Here is a 15,008-nt window from a genome sequence, read left to right on the forward strand (position 1 = left end):
AGGTGATGACAGGGTGGCAAAGCAAACCATTGGATTATGTGAGCTGTGCGGAAGGCAACATGTCCTGCTCACAGAACACCACTTAACACCAAGAGAAGAAGGTGGGGCTTTTTTACCGACTGCCTTCCTGTGTATCCCTTGCCATAAACAAGTGCATGCCCTCTTTACAAACCAGGAGCTTGCCGTGCGCTTGAACACACTTGATGCACTAAGGCAGGATGAAAAGCTTGCTTCGTACATCAAATGGATTCGAAAACAGCCGGCAAGCAAGCTGGTCAAAACAAAAAAATCGAGACAACACAGAAAAAAATAAGCATAAAAAGCGCTCCTCTCATGAAATGACTGTAGAGGAGCTGCTTTATGCATTGCCTACCATATTCTGATCATTTAAGTCAGGATCCACATAGTTGGTGGCGCTAATGCCATTATTTAATATCAAGAAATCTCCGGTATTTCCCGCTCCAGAGCCTAAAGCAGATTTCGACGAACTTTTAGGCGACAAGTAGAATGAGTCACCGACGTTTACGACGCCTCCAGAAATAGAGTTAATGTAAATGGGTCCGACAATTGCTGGCATAATCGACATCCTTTATTCGAAGTCATATCACCATCATATGCGCAGGTAGGTCCATTTGTGAGTTTGGCGGACTTTCGTCGTTGCTAAATAACTCTCGAATATGCTTCACTCGCGCAACGGCATTCATTCTACAAGTAGAGCCGATTTGATAGACAGAGGACGATGATACCCCTTCTACATGTATCGAAGAAACTTTAATCACAGGCTTTTCATGGTAAAATGCCGTTCTAACTGATCGTTCTGGCAGCATCAATGGAATCGGCTCAAAATATACTTCAAATTCTTTAGCATTTAAGTTTTCTGCTTCATAGCCATAAAACAAACTAAGCGTCCGTTGAACAGCTAACACCTTGACCTTCGGGCATAGCTCCTGTGTATCACCAATTTGAACGACACTCGAAATCCCGACAGAATTCACCTTCGAGAACTTCACTTGAGATGTGCGCTTTATCATTATCGAGGAGCCAGAGGAACAAACGGGCCAATGATCAAAGATTCTGGCGGTGTATCAAAAATGGAGGATAATTGTACGTGATCTGTGTCCCCGATGATAAATAGGGAAGAGGACGAAACCCCAACTACTTTAATGCTTCCGGTCTCGATGTTGCGGTTGACGACTGTGAAATTCATCCGTTTTCCTCTCCTTTCGTTTCATTTGGAATATGGGCTAAGAAGTGTTCAATTGCCCGTTTGACATCATGCTTCACATATTCAGCAATTTGCTCTGAACGTTGCAGCGGGGTCATATCTTCCCGGTGCGGGAGCTGTCCTGCATAGTATTTGATTCTGCTGTCAATTTGCTTGCGAATGTCCTCAATGATATGGTGTTTATTGCTTTCATCAAGAGAGCCTTCATATCGCTGCTCTAGTTCTTCAAGAAGTTCTGGTGCTTCTTCATTTAAGAATGCATCGACAAGCTGGCGTGTTTGATTGAAAAATTGATCAGCCATTTCTTGCTGCATCATTCCAATGCCCGGGGTTGTTGTTTGGCCCACTTCAAAATTTTGAACACTGTTTGGATCAGATGGATTGAGGCCGATATTCAATGTACCTTCCAGCCGCTCGATTTTCAGTTGATCAAATTGATAATCAATCCGTTCAATATTCGTTGTCGGTTTATCTTTGATCATTTGCATTTCCTGCTGAAGCTCGTTAAGCCTTTTTTCAAGCATCATGATTTGTTGTGTTTGTTTTTGAATGATGCCATGCACCTGTGAAGCGTTGCTTTGATAGTCATACATTTACATACACCTCCGGGGATTGCAGATGAACTTAAGTTGTTGGTGACTGAAGCGGTACAAAAGGTGCTGTGCTTGCGCCTTGGGATTCTTCAATTCCTTGTGAGCCTGCTGCGGCAGGTGCTGATTCTACGTAGCTGCCTGTGTTATACAGGTTGGAAAGCGCCTTGATTGATCCAGCACTCCCAATTTGCAGAACAGATGAGTTACTGACAGACTCCACGCGTAAATAATTAATTTGTATCGCTTGATTAATATAGAAGTTCAACGGATTCTCACTCCTTACAAGTTACCAACAAGCGGTTGATCAATGACATCACTGTCATACGTATTTGTCACACTTTTATAGTTGCTAATGCGCAATTGATCACCAGTGTTAAAACTGCCTGCGCCAGCAAACGTTTTAACCTGACTATTTGGAGAAATGGTGATGCAGTCTCCAACATGAACGACTCCGCTCGTTCCGACGGCATTTACTTTAAAGGCTCCAACAATAGCCGGCATAGCGGTGCACATCCTTTATAAAAATAAGGCACTTTGTTTTTGGGCGTTTCACCATAGCTTATGATGGGTCTTTTAATGTGTGATTGTCTTTTTGAAAGCTTTTGATGAGAGGATTGAGGTGTATGGTTTACCCTTTTTTAGAGCATTCATTCGAGGTGTATTTGATGCCTTTATTTAAGAGTGTGTCAAGCTCTTGACTGCACCTGATGGTTTCTTCGGCATTCATCCCGAATTTTTTTGCGGTCTCAATTAAATGTAATCTTTTTTGTTCAATTTCATAATTGATCATAACGGACGCCAACTCTCACATTTTTTATCGAATAGAAGGATATGGTTAGTATACCCTATTTTTCTATAAAAAAAGTTGTTTCGTCAATATGAGTAATAAAGTGACAAAATTCGAAAGCGTCCTTACGTGCGATCTCTCTCTTTTCTTATTTCAGCCTGTAAATAACGTCGTCTTTTGTTGATATACTGCCGGATGACCTCTCGTTCTGATTGTAGGATGTCTTTTCTATCTCTCGTATAAGGATCATCTTCAATTCGGTTCTCAATAGAAGCATGCCATTTCTCAATAATTGGACAAAGACGTTCTTCTAAAAATTGTGTATCGAGTACGTGCTGGAAAAGCGTGTAATAGGCTCTTTTAAACGAAGGGATATCTAGTAATCTAGCAGTTAACGTATTAAAGCCGCTTACTGGAATATAATCAAACGCCATTTCTTCTCCATGAATGTCACGGCCCCATGTCGCATCATAATCCCAAGGAAGCACTTGGAATCTGCCTTGTTCATTCACATAAAGAGCGTAGTTATGGACAAAGCCGTCAAAGTTTTGAGTGCACACGACACCAATGAGCCAGCGGAAATACTGGGTCACATCTAGGTAATGCTCAATCTTTTCTGCAAATATGTCATCTTTCGCTGTGTTGAGAAAGTAAATAAATTCACTTAGCTGCTGATCATGTTGAGAAGTCCCTGTTTTTTTCTCGTACCCGAGGAGAAGGTGTTTTTTTGGCTTTTTATCAAACGAACTCAAAAGGGAAAAGTTGGCGTCGTCATCGACTGCATAATAAATGCCGCCTTCTGAAAGCTGTCTTTTCTGAAAAAAGTGCTCATCGACGGATTCTATTTTTAAATAAATGCCTTCTTTTCTTCCGTTTATAGTGAGAAACACATGAGACGCAGCAGGGCTTAGCACCCCTATCTGCTCAAAGAAATAAAAGGACAGTCTGTTTCGGATAAACGAAGGGTCATTGTATTCTGCATTTAAATGAAAGATAGATTCGCCTTGTCTTTGTTTTGGCTTTCGATATTCAATTTGATAGGACTTTTTTTTCAGCTTTCTGATGTGAGACCCCCGGTATGAAGCATAAATGTGTGATTTGATCTGACCAGTTTTCAAAATGCCCTCAACTGGTTCGTCGTTCCATATGTCTTTTCGTAATTCAATCAGGTCCTTTGGGTGAATCCAAATATCCATTTGCTTTAAAGGTTCTGTGGTCATGCGTTCATCCTCCTCCTATGCTCTTCTTTACGATATGAAAATGAAGGAATGTCCTGTACCCGTTTGTTAGGTATTCATGGAGTTTTAAAAGAAAGGGGCATCCGCCAAGAACACTTGTCTACCAAGTCTCGTAACATAAAGCAGAGAAGATAAACAGTTTGATCTGTTTGTTTTGTCAAAGTATAGACTGGGAGGGGAATCGTTCGTGAGCACATTTGATCATTCACATATTGAACATGCAGTGGATTCACTTCGAAGTGAAGGACGTGATCATCACTTAGATCGTGAACCAGAATCGAGACGATCGCACAAGTCAGCACGTTCTCGCCATTCAAATCGCCGTCATTGGTTCTTTGGTGGAGGCGGATGCCGTAAATCACATCGCAGTAAAAAAAGCTGTAAGAGCTATCGTTCGAAAAAGAGCCGCTGTTCAAAGAAAAGCGTGAAAAGTGAGAAACCATGCAAAAGTAAAAAGTCGTGCAAAAGCAAGAAATCTTGCAGAAGCAAAAAGAGTGAACCGAAAAAATCATGCCGCAGCAAACACAGATCCCATCATAAGAAAAGTTGCCGCAAGTCTCATCGCAGCCACCGTTCTAAACGATCTCATCACCACAGAAGCTGCCATCGATCTAAACGTTCTCATCACCATAGACGTAGCCGCTCTTGCAAAAGATGTGGAAAGAAAAAGCATCATTCCAAGAGCAGAGGAAATGTTGATCGCAAATGGGATCAAGGGAACATGTGGGAGTATCGCCGCTACCGCTAAACATCAAATCATCTTTTTTGAAACCCTTTTTAAAAGAGAGTATGATAAAAAAGGGTTTTTTTTATTTCATAGAGAAATAAAATGAGACATCATCACTTAGCGAAATGAAGATTGTGAGGGGAAGACATGAATTTTTTTACAGGTGAGATACATAGCAGGATGTTTATCGGGGTAGTCATTGATGATGAATGGGTCATGGACGTTAAAAAGGCAGAAGCTAAATTATTCGAGCTTGAGACACTGCCAAACTCTTTAGCTGAATGTATTCATATGGGGGACAAGTTTGTTGAGCATGTCAAACAGCTCCTTGACTGGGCTGAGAAAAAAGAAGAGGATCGCGGTTCTTATGTATATCCGCTGTCAGACGTGAAACTCCATGCTCCGATTCCAAAGCCAGCTAAAAACATTATGTGTGTTGGAAAGAATTATCAAGATCATGTCATGGAGATGGGAAGTGCAGCGGATATTCCTAAAGATGTGATGATCTTTACAAAGGCACCTACTTCAGTCGTTGGACATGAAGCGGATATCCTCCTTCATGAAGATGTGACGAGTGAACTGGATTATGAAGGAGAGCTTGCGATCGTGATGGGCAAATCAGGGAAGAATATTGCACCTGAAGAAGTCCATGATTATCTATTTGGTTACACCATTTTAAATGACGTAACGGCAAGAGATTTACAGAAAAAACACAAACAATTTTTTATAGGTAAAAGCTTAGATACAACCTGCCCGATAGGACCTTATATTGTGCATAAGTCTGTGATCGAGGATCACGGCGCGCTCCATGTGGAAACAAAGGTTAACGGAGAGGTTCGCCAGTCTGCAAGTACAGAATTAATGATTTTCTCCATCGAGAACATTGTGTCTACTCTTTCAAAAGGGATGACACTAGAAGCTGGTGACATCATTGCAACGGGAACACCTTCTGGGGTTGGCAAAGGCTTTGAACCGCCTAAATTCTTAGCTTCAGGGGATCGAATCGACATCACGATTGAACCGATTGGGACGCTATCAAATCGCGTCAAATAAAGAGTGAGATGACACAGGATTGTCGCTTTGTGTTCGACTTATTTCGTGGTACGATGAGAAGGTAATTGTTCTGATAAAGGGGGAAATAACAGATGGGAACGCATTTACATATTACAGCATGGGTGCTAGGAATTATTTTATTCTTCGTGGCCTTTGCTCTAGCAGGTAAAAACGACAAAGGTGCTAAAATTGTGCACATGATTGTCAGACTATTGTACTTGATCATTATTGCCACAGGCGTAGAGCTGTATGTTCGCACAGGAATGAAAATTCCAGGTTTCGGTGGCGAGTATATCGGTAAAATGATTTTCGGTATCCTTGTGATCGGCTTCATGGAAATGGTTCTTGTACGCAAGAAAAAAGGAAAATCGGTGACTGGTGTATTGATTGGTTTTATCGTACTCGCGATTGTGACCATTCTTCTCGGTTTACGTCTGCCGATCGGTTTCCATATCTTTTAACATAAAAAGGACATTGCATATACGAAGCAGTGTCCTTTTTATATGCCTTCAAATTGCGAAACCGACCGGTGACCGTCAGAAGAGGTCCATTCAAAACGAATTTGACCTGCGGCGGAGTCGTGGTGACATTGAAGGGCAAGTGATTGTGTATCTGTCGAAAACTGAAAGAAAGAAACTCGTTGAAAAGAATGAAAGGAGGAGAAAACACAATCGTAGACGGAAAAACCAAGCTGCTCTACCTGTGCAATGATTTCATAAAAGACGTTTTCAGGTACGAACATCAGTAGGTCAAGCCATCCTTTGGCAAGTGATGCCGTATATTGAATCACTTCACCGCCTTGTACCTCTACAAGCTGTCCACTTTCATGAAGGATCATGGACCCGAGCAGTTCCCCTTTTGTCCACCTGTCATTTTCCTTCAAACAGATCATCGTGCTTTGAAGACTTTCTGGTAGCATGATTTCTCCTTCTTCATCTTCAATCAGACAATGCCCGTTTTCAATGAGTAAATACCCGTTGCACCATCTTCGGCTGCAGCGTTCAAGCTGCCTCATTCGTTTTTCCATTTGCAGACGCTCCTTTCCTCTTTCTTTTCTTACCAAATCATGCTTGTCCTATACGCCCGAGAAAAAAGGACAAATCAACTATCAAGGAGACGATGCATAAACTAAGAAAGGCTGAATGAGAACACTTGAGGAAAAACGGATGGGAGCTGATGATGATGTGTGGAATAACAGGCTGGGCAGACTTTAAAAAGCAGCTCATCCAACAGGACCATGTAATCAATCAAATGACAGATACATTATCTAAAAGAGGGCCAGACGATACAAATACGTGGAAAAGTGAGCACGTTCTATTTGGGCATAAAAGGTTAGCGGTTGTAGATGTAGAAGGCGGAAAACAGCCGATGACATATACACATCAAAACCATGCTTATACCGTTGTATACAATGGAGAGCTTTATAACACAGAGGATATAAGAATAGAATTGTTAAAAAGAGGCCACCGCTTTCTTGGGCATTCTGATACAGAGGTACTTCTTCACGCCTACACAGAATGGAAGGAAGAGTGTGTGACCCATTTTAATGGTATTTTTGCATTTGTGATTTGGGATAGTGAGCGTGAATTATTATTTGCAGGGAGAGACCGGCTCGGCGTCAAGCCATTTTTCTATACAGAACGTCATCATTCCTTTTTATTTGGTTCAGAAATCAAGGCGCTTCTTGCTCACCCTGATATGAAAGCAAAAGTCGATCATGAGGGATTATCGGAGATTTTTGGTTTAGGACCGTCTAGAACACCGGGGCAAGGAGTGTTTAAAGGGGTAAAAGAGCTGAGACCTGCTCATGCCCTGACCTTTTCAAGAAACGGATTGCGTGTGTGGAGATACTGGAATGTCAAAAGCAAGGCGCATACGGACTCGCTCGATGACACCGCACAGCACGTCAAGGATCTCTTTACAGATGCCGTCACAAGGCAGCTCGTCTCTGATGTGCCTGTTTGTACATTTTTATCGGGTGGCGTCGATTCGAGTGCCATTACCGCCATTGCCGCTAAGCACTTTGAGAAAATAGGGAAAGCACCGCTTCATACGTATTCCGTTGACTACGAAGGGAATGATCAATTCTTTGAAGCAAGTCAATTCCAGCCAAATGCGGACGGTCCATGGATTGACCGCATGACCAAGGCATTTCAAACGAATCATCACAGCTGCATCATTGGACAAAAGGAGCTGGCTGCTTATTTAAAGGAAGCGGTTGAGGTCCGAGACTTACCGGGTATGGCAGATATTGATTCTTCTTTGCTTTGGTTCTGCCGAGAAATTAAAAAGGACTTTGTTGTCGGTTTGTCAGGTGAATGTGCGGATGAAATTTTTGGAGGTTATCCTTGGTTCCATTCGGCAAATGAAACGAATGGTTTTCCTTGGATGAGATCGACGGAAGCTAGAACGCAGCTCTTACAAGACTCGTGGCAAAAGAAGCTGTCACTAAAAGAATATGCACAAAGCAAATATGAAGAAACCGTGGCTGAAACGCCTCTTTTAGATGGAGAAACTGGAGTAGATAAAGCCCGGAGAGAACTTTTTTACTTAAATATGGTCTGGTTTATGACAACGCTGCTAGATCGAAAAGACCGAATGAGTATGGGGGCGAGTCTTGAGGTACGTGTACCATTTGCGGACCATCGTCTTGTCGAATATGTATGGAATATTCCTTGGGAAATGAAAATGCATGGAAATCGTGAAAAAGGGGTTTTACGGAAAGCATTAGAGGGAATTTTACCGAATGAAGTGCTTTATCGCAAGAAGAGTCCTTACCCGAAAACACATCATCCAGCCTATACCCAGGCTGTGAAAGAGATGTTAACAGACTGCCTTGCGCAAAAAGATTCTGTCCTTCACGAATTTCTAGATCCACATCAATTAAAGCAGCTGATTGAAACGGAAGGAGCTTCCTTTCAAGTGCCTTGGTATGGCCAGCTCATGAAGGGCCCGCAATTAATCGCTCATCTGGCGCAAATTCATCATTGGTTTGAGACGTATCGAATTGATATAGAAGCGTAATAAAGAGTCGGCTTTCTTACATTTGTTGAATGGAAGCCGGCTTTTTTTGATACATAACATGAGACGAATAGAGCACATCGAAAGTTGATCTAATCTTTCTAATTTGTATAATTAACTTAAAGTGAATTAATTTGGAGGAAAAAGGATAATGAAAATCATTGTGATCGGAGCAGGACCAGGGGGACTTGCGGCAGCTATGATGCTTCAAAGCAAAGGACATGATGTGCATGTTTACGAAAAACAGCCCTTTGTTGGCGGACGTAACTCTAAGTTTCAACTGGGTGATTTCACGTTTGATACGGGTCCTACCTTTCTCAGCATGATTCATATTGCAGAGGAGCTGTTCACCTTTGCTGGTAAAAATCTTTATGACTATATTGATGTGATTGAATTAAAAGAAATGTATAGATTGATTTTCCAAGACGAGCAGCTAGATATGATACGAGATCGTGATGAAATGTATAGACGGTTAGAAGCCTTTGCACCTGGAGAGGGAGAAGGGTATATACGATTTATGAACGATACGAAGCGCAAAATGGATCGGCTGACACCTATTTTACAAAGTAAAATGGATCGTTTTCATCATTATTTGCGTCCAAAGGTGCTCAAAGCACTTCCGCAGCTTTCATTGAATAAGAGTTTATATGATGTGCTGTCAGATTATTTCTCAAATGAATCAGTGAAATATGCGTTTACATTTCAATCAAAATATTTAGGCATGTCACCGTGGGAGTGCCCTGGTGCTTTCTCCATTCTATCATTTATGGAGCATGACACAGGTGTGTTCCATCCGAAGGGCGGGGTCAATCAGCTGTCAGAAGCGATGGCAAAAGCGGCAATTGAAGCTGGAGCAACGATTCATCTGTCAGCCGGCGTCGAAAAACTGCTGACAGAAGGCAGGAAAGTAAAGGGCATTCGCTTAGAATCTGGGGAAGAAATACAGGCAGATGAGGTTGTCGTAAATGGAGACTTTGCACATGTGATGACAAAGCTTGTAGAGCCAGGACTTTTAAAGAAATATAGCGAGAATAAATTAAAAAAGAAAAAATTCTCATGCTCCACCTTTATGCTTTATTTAGGATTAGATACCATATATGAGGAGCCGCATCATACCATCGTTTTTTCTGATGATTATGCGCAATTTGTCAAAGGCATTACGAAAACATATGAGCTGACAGATGATCCATCTATTTATATTCAAAATGCTAGTGTCACAGATGACTCACTTGCGCCAAAAGGAAAGTCAGCTCTTTATGTATTGGCACCCGTTGCTAACAATCAAAGCGGCATTGACTGGGAAGCGCATCAAGATGAATTCAGAGAACTTGTACTGGATACACTGGAGCGAAAAACCGGTTTTAAGAATGTAAGGCAGCATATAGAAGTCGAGCGGATGATCACACCGAAGCAATGGGAGGAAGACCTTTACGTATACGAAGGAGCCACATTTAACCTTGGTCACCAGCTGACGCAGATGATGGTTCTAAGGCCGCACAATGAATTTGATGAATTGGATCATTGCTGGCTCGTAGGAGGAGGAACGCATCCAGGAAGCGGACTGCCGACCATTTTAGAATCAGCACGTATCACGACAAATGCGATTCTTTCAAAAGAGAAACATACGCACAAAACATTGCCGCAAGAAGAAAAGGGGAGCGCCTCATGAAAAAACATATATTGATTGCAGGTGGCGGTATTGGCGGGATGATCTCAGCACTTTATTTAAAAAAAGCGGGACATGATGTCACGCTTGTCGAAAAAAATGAGCGACTTGGCGGAAGACTTGCTTTTGTACGTGAGAAAGGATATAAAGTAGATGAAGGTCCGACCATTGTCCTACTTCCAGATATGTTAAAAGGTATTTTACATGAGGTTGGAATTGACGAAGCATCTCTTGATCTTTTGCAGCTTGATCCGCTGTATACGATTCAATTTCAAGGTGGTACCTCCTACACGAAGTACTCCGATGCACTTCGTCAGCTAGAGGAAATCAGACGTGTATTTCCAAAGGAAGATCAAGGATTCCTAAGGTTTATGGAAGAAATGACAGACCGGTTTCAAGAAGGACAACAAGCCTTTCTAGAGAAATCATTTCATGAAAAACGTACATTTTTTACAAAAGCAAACATGAAAATTTTAATGAAATTAAAGGCGTACCGCACGGTTCAAAGTGCCCTGAAAAAGTATTTCTCAGACGAACGCCTGCGAGATGCATATGCACTTCAAACCCTCTATGTCGGAGGAAATCCATATGAAGCATCTGCTATATATTCGCTTGTTTCATATAGTGAGCACGCACATGGAATCTACTATCTAAAAGGCGGCTATGCGAGTTTAGTAGATATATTAGAAGAACAGCTCATGAAAATGGGTGTGCATGTGAGAAAAAATGCTGAAGTCACGGAGCTAGAGTTTGATGGGAAGCGCGTGGTCAAAGCAAAAGTCAGTGAAGCCCATATAGCAGCTGATGCTTTTGTCATCAACGGAGATTATCCAGCTGCGTTAAAACAGCTTGGTTTAGACGAACAAGATCGGCGTAAATACGTGCCGTCTTCTGGCTGTGTAATGGTGTATCTCGGGTTAAACAAAATGTACCATGATGCACCTGTGCACCAATTCTTTATGGGCGAACACTTTGATCAGCATATGAAAGAGGTTTTTCAAACGAAGACGATCCCTCAAGACCCGTCGTTTTATACATTTAATCCATCGATCATTGATCGATCTCTTGCCCCGGAAGGCTGTAGTGTTTTATATATGCTGATTCCCGTTCCCTCAGGAGATCATATCAACTGGGAAGAGGAGACAGATTTTGTAGAGAAAATGGTCGATCGTCTTGAGAAAAGAGGCTTTCCAAGATTGCGAGAGTCGATTGTCTGGAAAAAAATCAGAACACCAAATGATTCCTTGCGAGAAGGATTGTTTGAAGGTGGCAGCTTTGGACTTGCGCCTAACTTATTTCAATCAGGTGTGTTCCGCCCGCAAGTGAAGGCAGCTGATACTGATAATCTTTATGCAGTAGGTGCTTCCATCCATCCTGGTGGCGGAGTGCCGATCGTGATGCAAAGTGCGAAGCTGATGGCATCTGTGCTGTTAAAAGATTTGAATGACAGAAAGGAAGTGAAGCTAAGTGGTTGATGTACAAACAGCATTGAATTTATGTGAGGAGACGATTCAAACCCATTCTAAAACGTTTTACCGTGCCTTTTCCATGCTGCCTAAAAAGAAACGACAGGCCGTCTGGGCTGTGTATTCCTTTTGCCGGAAAGCAGATGATATTGTAGATGAGTCCCCCTCGCCAAAAGAGGAGCTTGCCTCCTTTCGAGAGACGTTTGATCGATTTTTACAAGGTGAGGTAGATCGGAATGATCCGATGTGGGTGGCGCTAGAACATACATTTCAAGAGTTCCGTATGGATGAAGCCCCGTTCCGTGACTTGCTCCAAGGTCAGGAGATGGATTTAGAGCAGCACCGATATGAAACGTTAGATGAACTGCTCATTTATTCCTACCATGTTGCTAGTACCGTTGGACTTATGCTGCTTCCTATTATTGCACCGCGTAAAAAAGAACAGCTAAAAGAAGCAGCGATTTCATTAGGGATTGCCATGCAGCTGACCAATATTCTTCGTGACATCGGCGAAGATAAGGCTGAAAGAGACCGCATTTATTTGCCAAAGCAAGTCATGGATCAATTCGGATATTCAGAGCAAGAATTGCAAGAAGGCATTGTCAATCAAGCATTTCAGCACGTATGGGAGTACATTGCCTTTGAGGCAGAGGCATACTACGAGGAGTTTTTTGACCATCTTCATGAATTCCCGCTTTATTCACGTATACCAGTGAAAGCAGCTGCTCACTTTTATAAAGCCATTTTAGATAAAACAAGAGAAAATGAATACCGCGTATTTACACAGCGATCATTTATTTCAAAGCAGGAAAAAGAACTTATTTTAGAAAATATTACGTAAAAAAGGACTGCACCCGCAGTCCTTTTTATGTGGAAGAAAAGCGATATTCCGTCCAAACCCTTGAACGCCACCGCCTATACATAAAGATGCCTCTTACCCATTCATCCACGATAAAAGAAATCCAAATCCCAATGAGGCCCATCTCAAGCTGGATGCCTAACAAGTAAGCGATTGGAAGCCCGATGCCCCACATTGAAATCATCGCCATATACACTGGGAATTTCGCGTCACCAGCAGCCCGCAAGGAATTAATAATGACCATATTAAAAGAACGGCCCGGTTCCAAAATAATGGTCAAAAGGAGGAGGGTGGCGGCGGTTTGAATGATCTCGCTGTTGCTAGTAAAGAAAGCAAGCAAATGCGTCGATGATAAAGATAAAGCAATAGAAGAAAGAAGGGAGATGCCAATGGCCCAGTATAAGCTTTTCATGCACCTGTGATAGGCAGCATCGAATTCCTTCGCCCCAATATGGCGCCCGATTAAAATTTGTGTCCCTTGGCTAATGGCTGCACCAAATAGCATAATGAACATCATGACATTTTGAGTATAAACCTTTGCAGCTAATGCCTGCGTCCCCATAAATGTAATAAACAGTGTAATGATCATTTGAGAGCCGTTATAAGAAAGCTGCTCTCCAGCAGAAGGAATGCCGATTTTTAGCAACTTTTTTAAATATGTCCGCTGGATGTGAAACATTTTCTTCAGTGAAAAGCGTAATCCAATTCGGCGGCGTACAATGAGGATCATGGCCATTAATCCGATCAATCGAGCGAGTGAGGTCGAAAAAGCGACCCCCATGACACCTAATACAGGGAAACCAAACGGACCAAAAATCACCAAATAGTTACCGGCAACGTTTAGCAAGTTCATTCCGATGGTGACATACATCGTATCTCTTGTATATCCGTAGCTTTTTAAAATAGCACTATACGTCATAATGAGCGCTTGAATAAAAGAAAGCAGCCCGACAATTTGTAAAAATACAGTCGCATCCGGCATGAGCTCACTTGATAGGCCCATCAGGTGTAAGATGGGAACAGCTAATACAAACATGAGAAGACTAATGACAAAGCTAATCAAGAAATTGGTTCCTAGTGAGATATAGGCGACTTGAGTCGCTTCCTGCCTGCGGCTCGCTCCTAAAAGCTGTGCAATCACAATCGTCGTTCCAGTTGTAATGAAGCTGAACATGACAATCAATAAATTCAGGAGCTGATTGCTTACACCAACTGCGGCAACACTATTATCGGAATATTGGCTGAGCATGAGGGTATCCGCGCTTCCCATCAGCATATATAAAGAGATTTCAATAAAAATAGGCCAAGTTAATGCAAATAATGAAGGATGGGTTTTCTTATCCTTGGCTTGAATCTTTTGAATTGGCAGTGCTTGAGGTTTCATCATAAGCCTCCTTTCGTATAAATCCGATTTATAGTGTACCTTGCATCGACTATAATAAGAAGAGATGAAACCGAAACTTATTGGAGAAATCCGACTTCATAAGGGGATGAATATGAATCGATTTATTACATTTACTGTACCGCCGTTCCCGGTTTATATCGTTTCAGGCAAAGGCGTATTTTATCAAGGAGAAAGGCATATCTCTAGAACCTTCACCGTGTTTGATCTTCTTTATGTCACAAGAGGGCAGCTATGGATCACTGAAGACAGAGAGGCTCATCACGTAAAAGAATAGAATATATCATTCTCTCACCTGGCTTGTCCCATGGCGGACACCTGCCATGCGAAGAAGAAACGCACTATGAGTGGCTGCATTTCTCAATTGACCCATATGAGCTCACGAATCGGGCGAGAGAACATTGGTTTGATATGAAACAAAATCAAGCCACCTTTGAAAAACCGGCAACATATGAATTTAGCCTGCCCCGTAAAGGAAAAGTGAAAGGAAGAAATGTATTAGAAAAGCACCTTGCACAGATGCGGGCACTAAATGATGATGCATCTGAACTGCCACTGAAAAAACAGCTTCAGTTTGAAGAACTGCTCATTCATTTACAAAAAGAAGCATTTCACATTCCAAGTGCAAAGGAGAATGTCGCCTCAGAAGTGGTTCATTATCTTGAGCGTCACTTTATGAAGAAACTGCAAATGGAGGAGCTTGCAGAGAAACTGCACTATCACCCTGATTACATGACAAGGTGTATGCAGACTGTCTATGGACTGACGCCAAACCAATATATCAATCGTCTCAAGGTCGAAAAAGCCAAAAGCATGCTTGCCTCAACGAATGATAAAATCGCAGCGATTGCTGAACAGATAGGCATTGACGACCCTACTTATTTTTCTAAGCTGTTTCGGCAAAACGAAGGCATGACGCCTATCGAGTACCGTCATCTCGCAAAAAGAACGACAAAGTAAAGGAACGTGAA

General features: G+C 42.1%; 18 protein-coding genes and 1 pseudogene. 9 read left to right on the plus strand and 10 right to left on the minus strand.

Annotation, left to right across the window (positions count from 1 at the left end):
• Window positions 1-13: 13 nt before the first annotated feature.
• The gene (locus tag MHI11_RS05695) at window positions 14-313 is read left to right on the plus strand and encodes a hypothetical protein (RefSeq protein ID WP_044139870.1); all 300 of its coding nucleotides are present in this window, start codon (window positions 14-16) and stop codon (window positions 311-313) included.
• A gap of 45 nt (window positions 314-358) precedes the next feature.
• Here the strand turns inward: MHI11_RS05695 and MHI11_RS05700 are convergent, their stop codons facing one another.
• The 8 genes from MHI11_RS05700 to MHI11_RS05735 form a co-directional block, all read right to left on the minus strand.
• Window positions 359-577: a spore germination protein gene (locus MHI11_RS05700; RefSeq protein ID WP_003211468.1), complete on the minus strand. Its 219-nt coding sequence runs from the start codon at window positions 575-577 to the stop codon at window positions 359-361.
• A gap of 22 nt (window positions 578-599) precedes the next feature.
• Complete coding sequence (locus MHI11_RS05705) at window positions 600-1,031, minus strand: spore germination protein GerPE (RefSeq protein ID WP_340960632.1); 432 nt, start codon at window positions 1,029-1,031, stop codon at window positions 600-602.
• The gene (locus tag MHI11_RS05710; protein WP_003210893.1) at window positions 1,031-1,207 is read right to left on the minus strand and encodes a germination protein GerPD; all 177 of its coding nucleotides are present in this window, start codon (window positions 1,205-1,207) and stop codon (window positions 1,031-1,033) included. The genes MHI11_RS05705 and MHI11_RS05710 overlap by 1 nt, the downstream gene beginning before the upstream one ends.
• On the minus strand, window positions 1,204-1,818 hold the full coding sequence (locus tag MHI11_RS05715) for a spore germination protein GerPC (RefSeq protein ID WP_106064956.1): 615 nt from the start codon (window positions 1,816-1,818) through the stop codon (window positions 1,204-1,206). Before MHI11_RS05715 ends, MHI11_RS05710 begins: the two co-directional genes overlap by 4 nt.
• A 31-nt stretch (window positions 1,819-1,849) precedes the next feature.
• Window positions 1,850-2,083: a spore germination protein GerPB gene (locus MHI11_RS05720; protein ID WP_034323585.1), complete on the minus strand. Its 234-nt coding sequence runs from the start codon at window positions 2,081-2,083 to the stop codon at window positions 1,850-1,852.
• Window positions 2,084-2,097: 14 nt separating this feature from the next.
• A complete protein-coding gene (locus MHI11_RS05725; RefSeq protein WP_003211745.1) occupies window positions 2,098-2,319 on the minus strand; it encodes a spore germination protein in 222 nt (73 codons plus the stop codon).
• A 127-nt stretch (window positions 2,320-2,446) separates the two neighbouring features.
• Window positions 2,447-2,608: an aspartyl-phosphate phosphatase Spo0E family protein gene (locus MHI11_RS05730; protein WP_012009503.1), complete on the minus strand. Its 162-nt coding sequence runs from the start codon at window positions 2,606-2,608 to the stop codon at window positions 2,447-2,449.
• A 122-nt stretch (window positions 2,609-2,730) separates the two neighbouring features.
• The gene (locus MHI11_RS05735; RefSeq protein WP_044139874.1) at window positions 2,731-3,825 is read right to left on the minus strand and encodes a CotH kinase family protein; all 1,095 of its coding nucleotides are present in this window, start codon (window positions 3,823-3,825) and stop codon (window positions 2,731-2,733) included.
• Between the two features lie 241 nt (window positions 3,826-4,066).
• Here MHI11_RS05735 and MHI11_RS20905 point away from each other — a divergent pair, with 241 nt between their 5' ends.
• The 3 genes from MHI11_RS20905 (at window position 4,067) to MHI11_RS05755 (ending at window position 6,084) form a co-directional block, all read left to right on the plus strand.
• On the plus strand, window positions 4,067-4,591 hold the full coding sequence (locus MHI11_RS20905; protein ID WP_445661865.1) for a spore coat protein CotG: 525 nt from the start codon (window positions 4,067-4,069) through the stop codon (window positions 4,589-4,591).
• A 126-nt stretch (window positions 4,592-4,717) separates the two neighbouring features.
• Window positions 4,718-5,623 carry a fumarylacetoacetate hydrolase family protein gene (locus MHI11_RS05750; RefSeq protein ID WP_340960635.1) on the plus strand — a complete coding sequence of 302 codons (906 nt, stop codon included), beginning with the start codon at window positions 4,718-4,720 and terminating at the stop codon, window positions 5,621-5,623.
• A 92-nt stretch (window positions 5,624-5,715) separates the two neighbouring features.
• Window positions 5,716-6,084: a YisL family protein gene (locus MHI11_RS05755; RefSeq protein WP_003212021.1), complete on the plus strand. Its 369-nt coding sequence runs from the start codon at window positions 5,716-5,718 to the stop codon at window positions 6,082-6,084.
• A gap of 38 nt (window positions 6,085-6,122) precedes the next feature.
• On the opposite strand, the gene MHI11_RS05760 is transcribed toward MHI11_RS05755, so the two are convergent.
• Window positions 6,123-6,650, minus strand: coding sequence for a DUF2777 family protein (locus tag MHI11_RS05760; RefSeq protein ID WP_106064960.1), 528 nt, complete (start codon window positions 6,648-6,650; stop codon window positions 6,123-6,125).
• Between the two features lie 155 nt (window positions 6,651-6,805).
• Between MHI11_RS05760 and asnB the strand changes: the two genes are divergently transcribed.
• The 4 genes from asnB (at window position 6,806) to MHI11_RS05780 (ending at window position 12,617) form a co-directional block, all read left to right on the plus strand.
• A complete protein-coding gene (asnB, locus tag MHI11_RS05765; protein WP_340960637.1) occupies window positions 6,806-8,647 on the plus strand; it encodes an asparagine synthase (glutamine-hydrolyzing) in 1,842 nt (613 codons plus the stop codon).
• Between the two features lie 148 nt (window positions 8,648-8,795).
• Complete coding sequence (locus MHI11_RS05770; RefSeq protein ID WP_340960638.1) at window positions 8,796-10,313, plus strand: phytoene desaturase family protein; 1,518 nt, start codon at window positions 8,796-8,798, stop codon at window positions 10,311-10,313.
• Window positions 10,310-11,785 (plus strand): phytoene desaturase family protein, encoded by a 1,476-nt coding sequence (locus MHI11_RS05775; protein WP_340960639.1) that lies wholly within the window; start codon window positions 10,310-10,312, stop codon window positions 11,783-11,785. Before MHI11_RS05770 ends, MHI11_RS05775 begins: the two co-directional genes overlap by 4 nt.
• Complete coding sequence (locus MHI11_RS05780; RefSeq protein WP_340960641.1) at window positions 11,778-12,617, plus strand: phytoene/squalene synthase family protein; 840 nt, start codon at window positions 11,778-11,780, stop codon at window positions 12,615-12,617. Before MHI11_RS05775 ends, MHI11_RS05780 begins: the two co-directional genes overlap by 8 nt.
• Before the next feature lie 25 nt (window positions 12,618-12,642).
• Here MHI11_RS05780 and MHI11_RS05785 read toward each other — a convergent pair whose 3' ends face one another.
• Window positions 12,643-14,019, minus strand: a complete 1,377-nt coding sequence (locus MHI11_RS05785; RefSeq protein WP_340909831.1) for an MATE family efflux transporter — start codon at window positions 14,017-14,019, stop codon at window positions 12,643-12,645.
• A gap of 112 nt (window positions 14,020-14,131) precedes the next feature.
• On the opposite strand from MHI11_RS05785, the pseudogene MHI11_RS05790 reads away from it, so the two are divergent.
• A pseudogene (locus MHI11_RS05790) lies at window positions 14,132-14,997 on the plus strand (AraC family transcriptional regulator).
• The last annotated feature ends 11 nt before the right edge of the window (window positions 14,998-15,008 follow it).

It is taken from the genome of Bacillus sp. FSL K6-3312 (genome assembly GCF_038007485.1).
Lineage (GTDB): Bacteria > Bacillota > Bacilli > Bacillales > Bacillaceae > Bacillus > Bacillus pumilus.

Coding starts and splice junctions, on each gene's coding strand:
- MHI11_RS05705 (WP_340960632.1), bottom strand. CDS start 1,031: ATGATAAAGCGCACATCTCAAGTGAAGTTCTCGAAGGTGAATTCTGTC.
- MHI11_RS05735 (WP_044139874.1), bottom strand. CDS start 3,825: ATGACCACAGAACCTTTAAAGCAAATGGATATTTGGATTCACCCAAAG.
- MHI11_RS05775 (WP_340960639.1), top strand. CDS start 10,310: ATGAAAAAACATATATTGATTGCAGGTGGCGGTATTGGCGGGATGATC.
- MHI11_RS05725 (WP_003211745.1), bottom strand. CDS start 2,319: ATGCCGGCTATTGTTGGAGCCTTTAAAGTAAATGCCGTCGGAACGAGC.
- MHI11_RS05700 (WP_003211468.1), bottom strand. CDS start 577: ATGCCAGCAATTGTCGGACCCATTTACATTAACTCTATTTCTGGAGGC.
- MHI11_RS05760 (WP_106064960.1), bottom strand. CDS start 6,650: ATGGAAAAACGAATGAGGCAGCTTGAACGCTGCAGCCGAAGATGGTGC.
- MHI11_RS05730 (WP_012009503.1), bottom strand. CDS start 2,608: ATGATCAATTATGAAATTGAACAAAAAAGATTACATTTAATTGAGACC.
- MHI11_RS05770 (WP_340960638.1), top strand. CDS start 8,796: ATGAAAATCATTGTGATCGGAGCAGGACCAGGGGGACTTGCGGCAGCT.
- MHI11_RS05755 (WP_003212021.1), top strand. CDS start 5,716: ATGGGAACGCATTTACATATTACAGCATGGGTGCTAGGAATTATTTTA.
- MHI11_RS05750 (WP_340960635.1), top strand. CDS start 4,718: ATGAATTTTTTTACAGGTGAGATACATAGCAGGATGTTTATCGGGGTA.
- asnB (WP_340960637.1), top strand. CDS start 6,806: ATGTGTGGAATAACAGGCTGGGCAGACTTTAAAAAGCAGCTCATCCAA.
- MHI11_RS05710 (WP_003210893.1), bottom strand. CDS start 1,207: ATGAATTTCACAGTCGTCAACCGCAACATCGAGACCGGAAGCATTAAA.
- MHI11_RS05715 (WP_106064956.1), bottom strand. CDS start 1,818: ATGTATGACTATCAAAGCAACGCTTCACAGGTGCATGGCATCATTCAA.
- MHI11_RS05785 (WP_340909831.1), bottom strand. CDS start 14,019: ATGAAACCTCAAGCACTGCCAATTCAAAAGATTCAAGCCAAGGATAAG.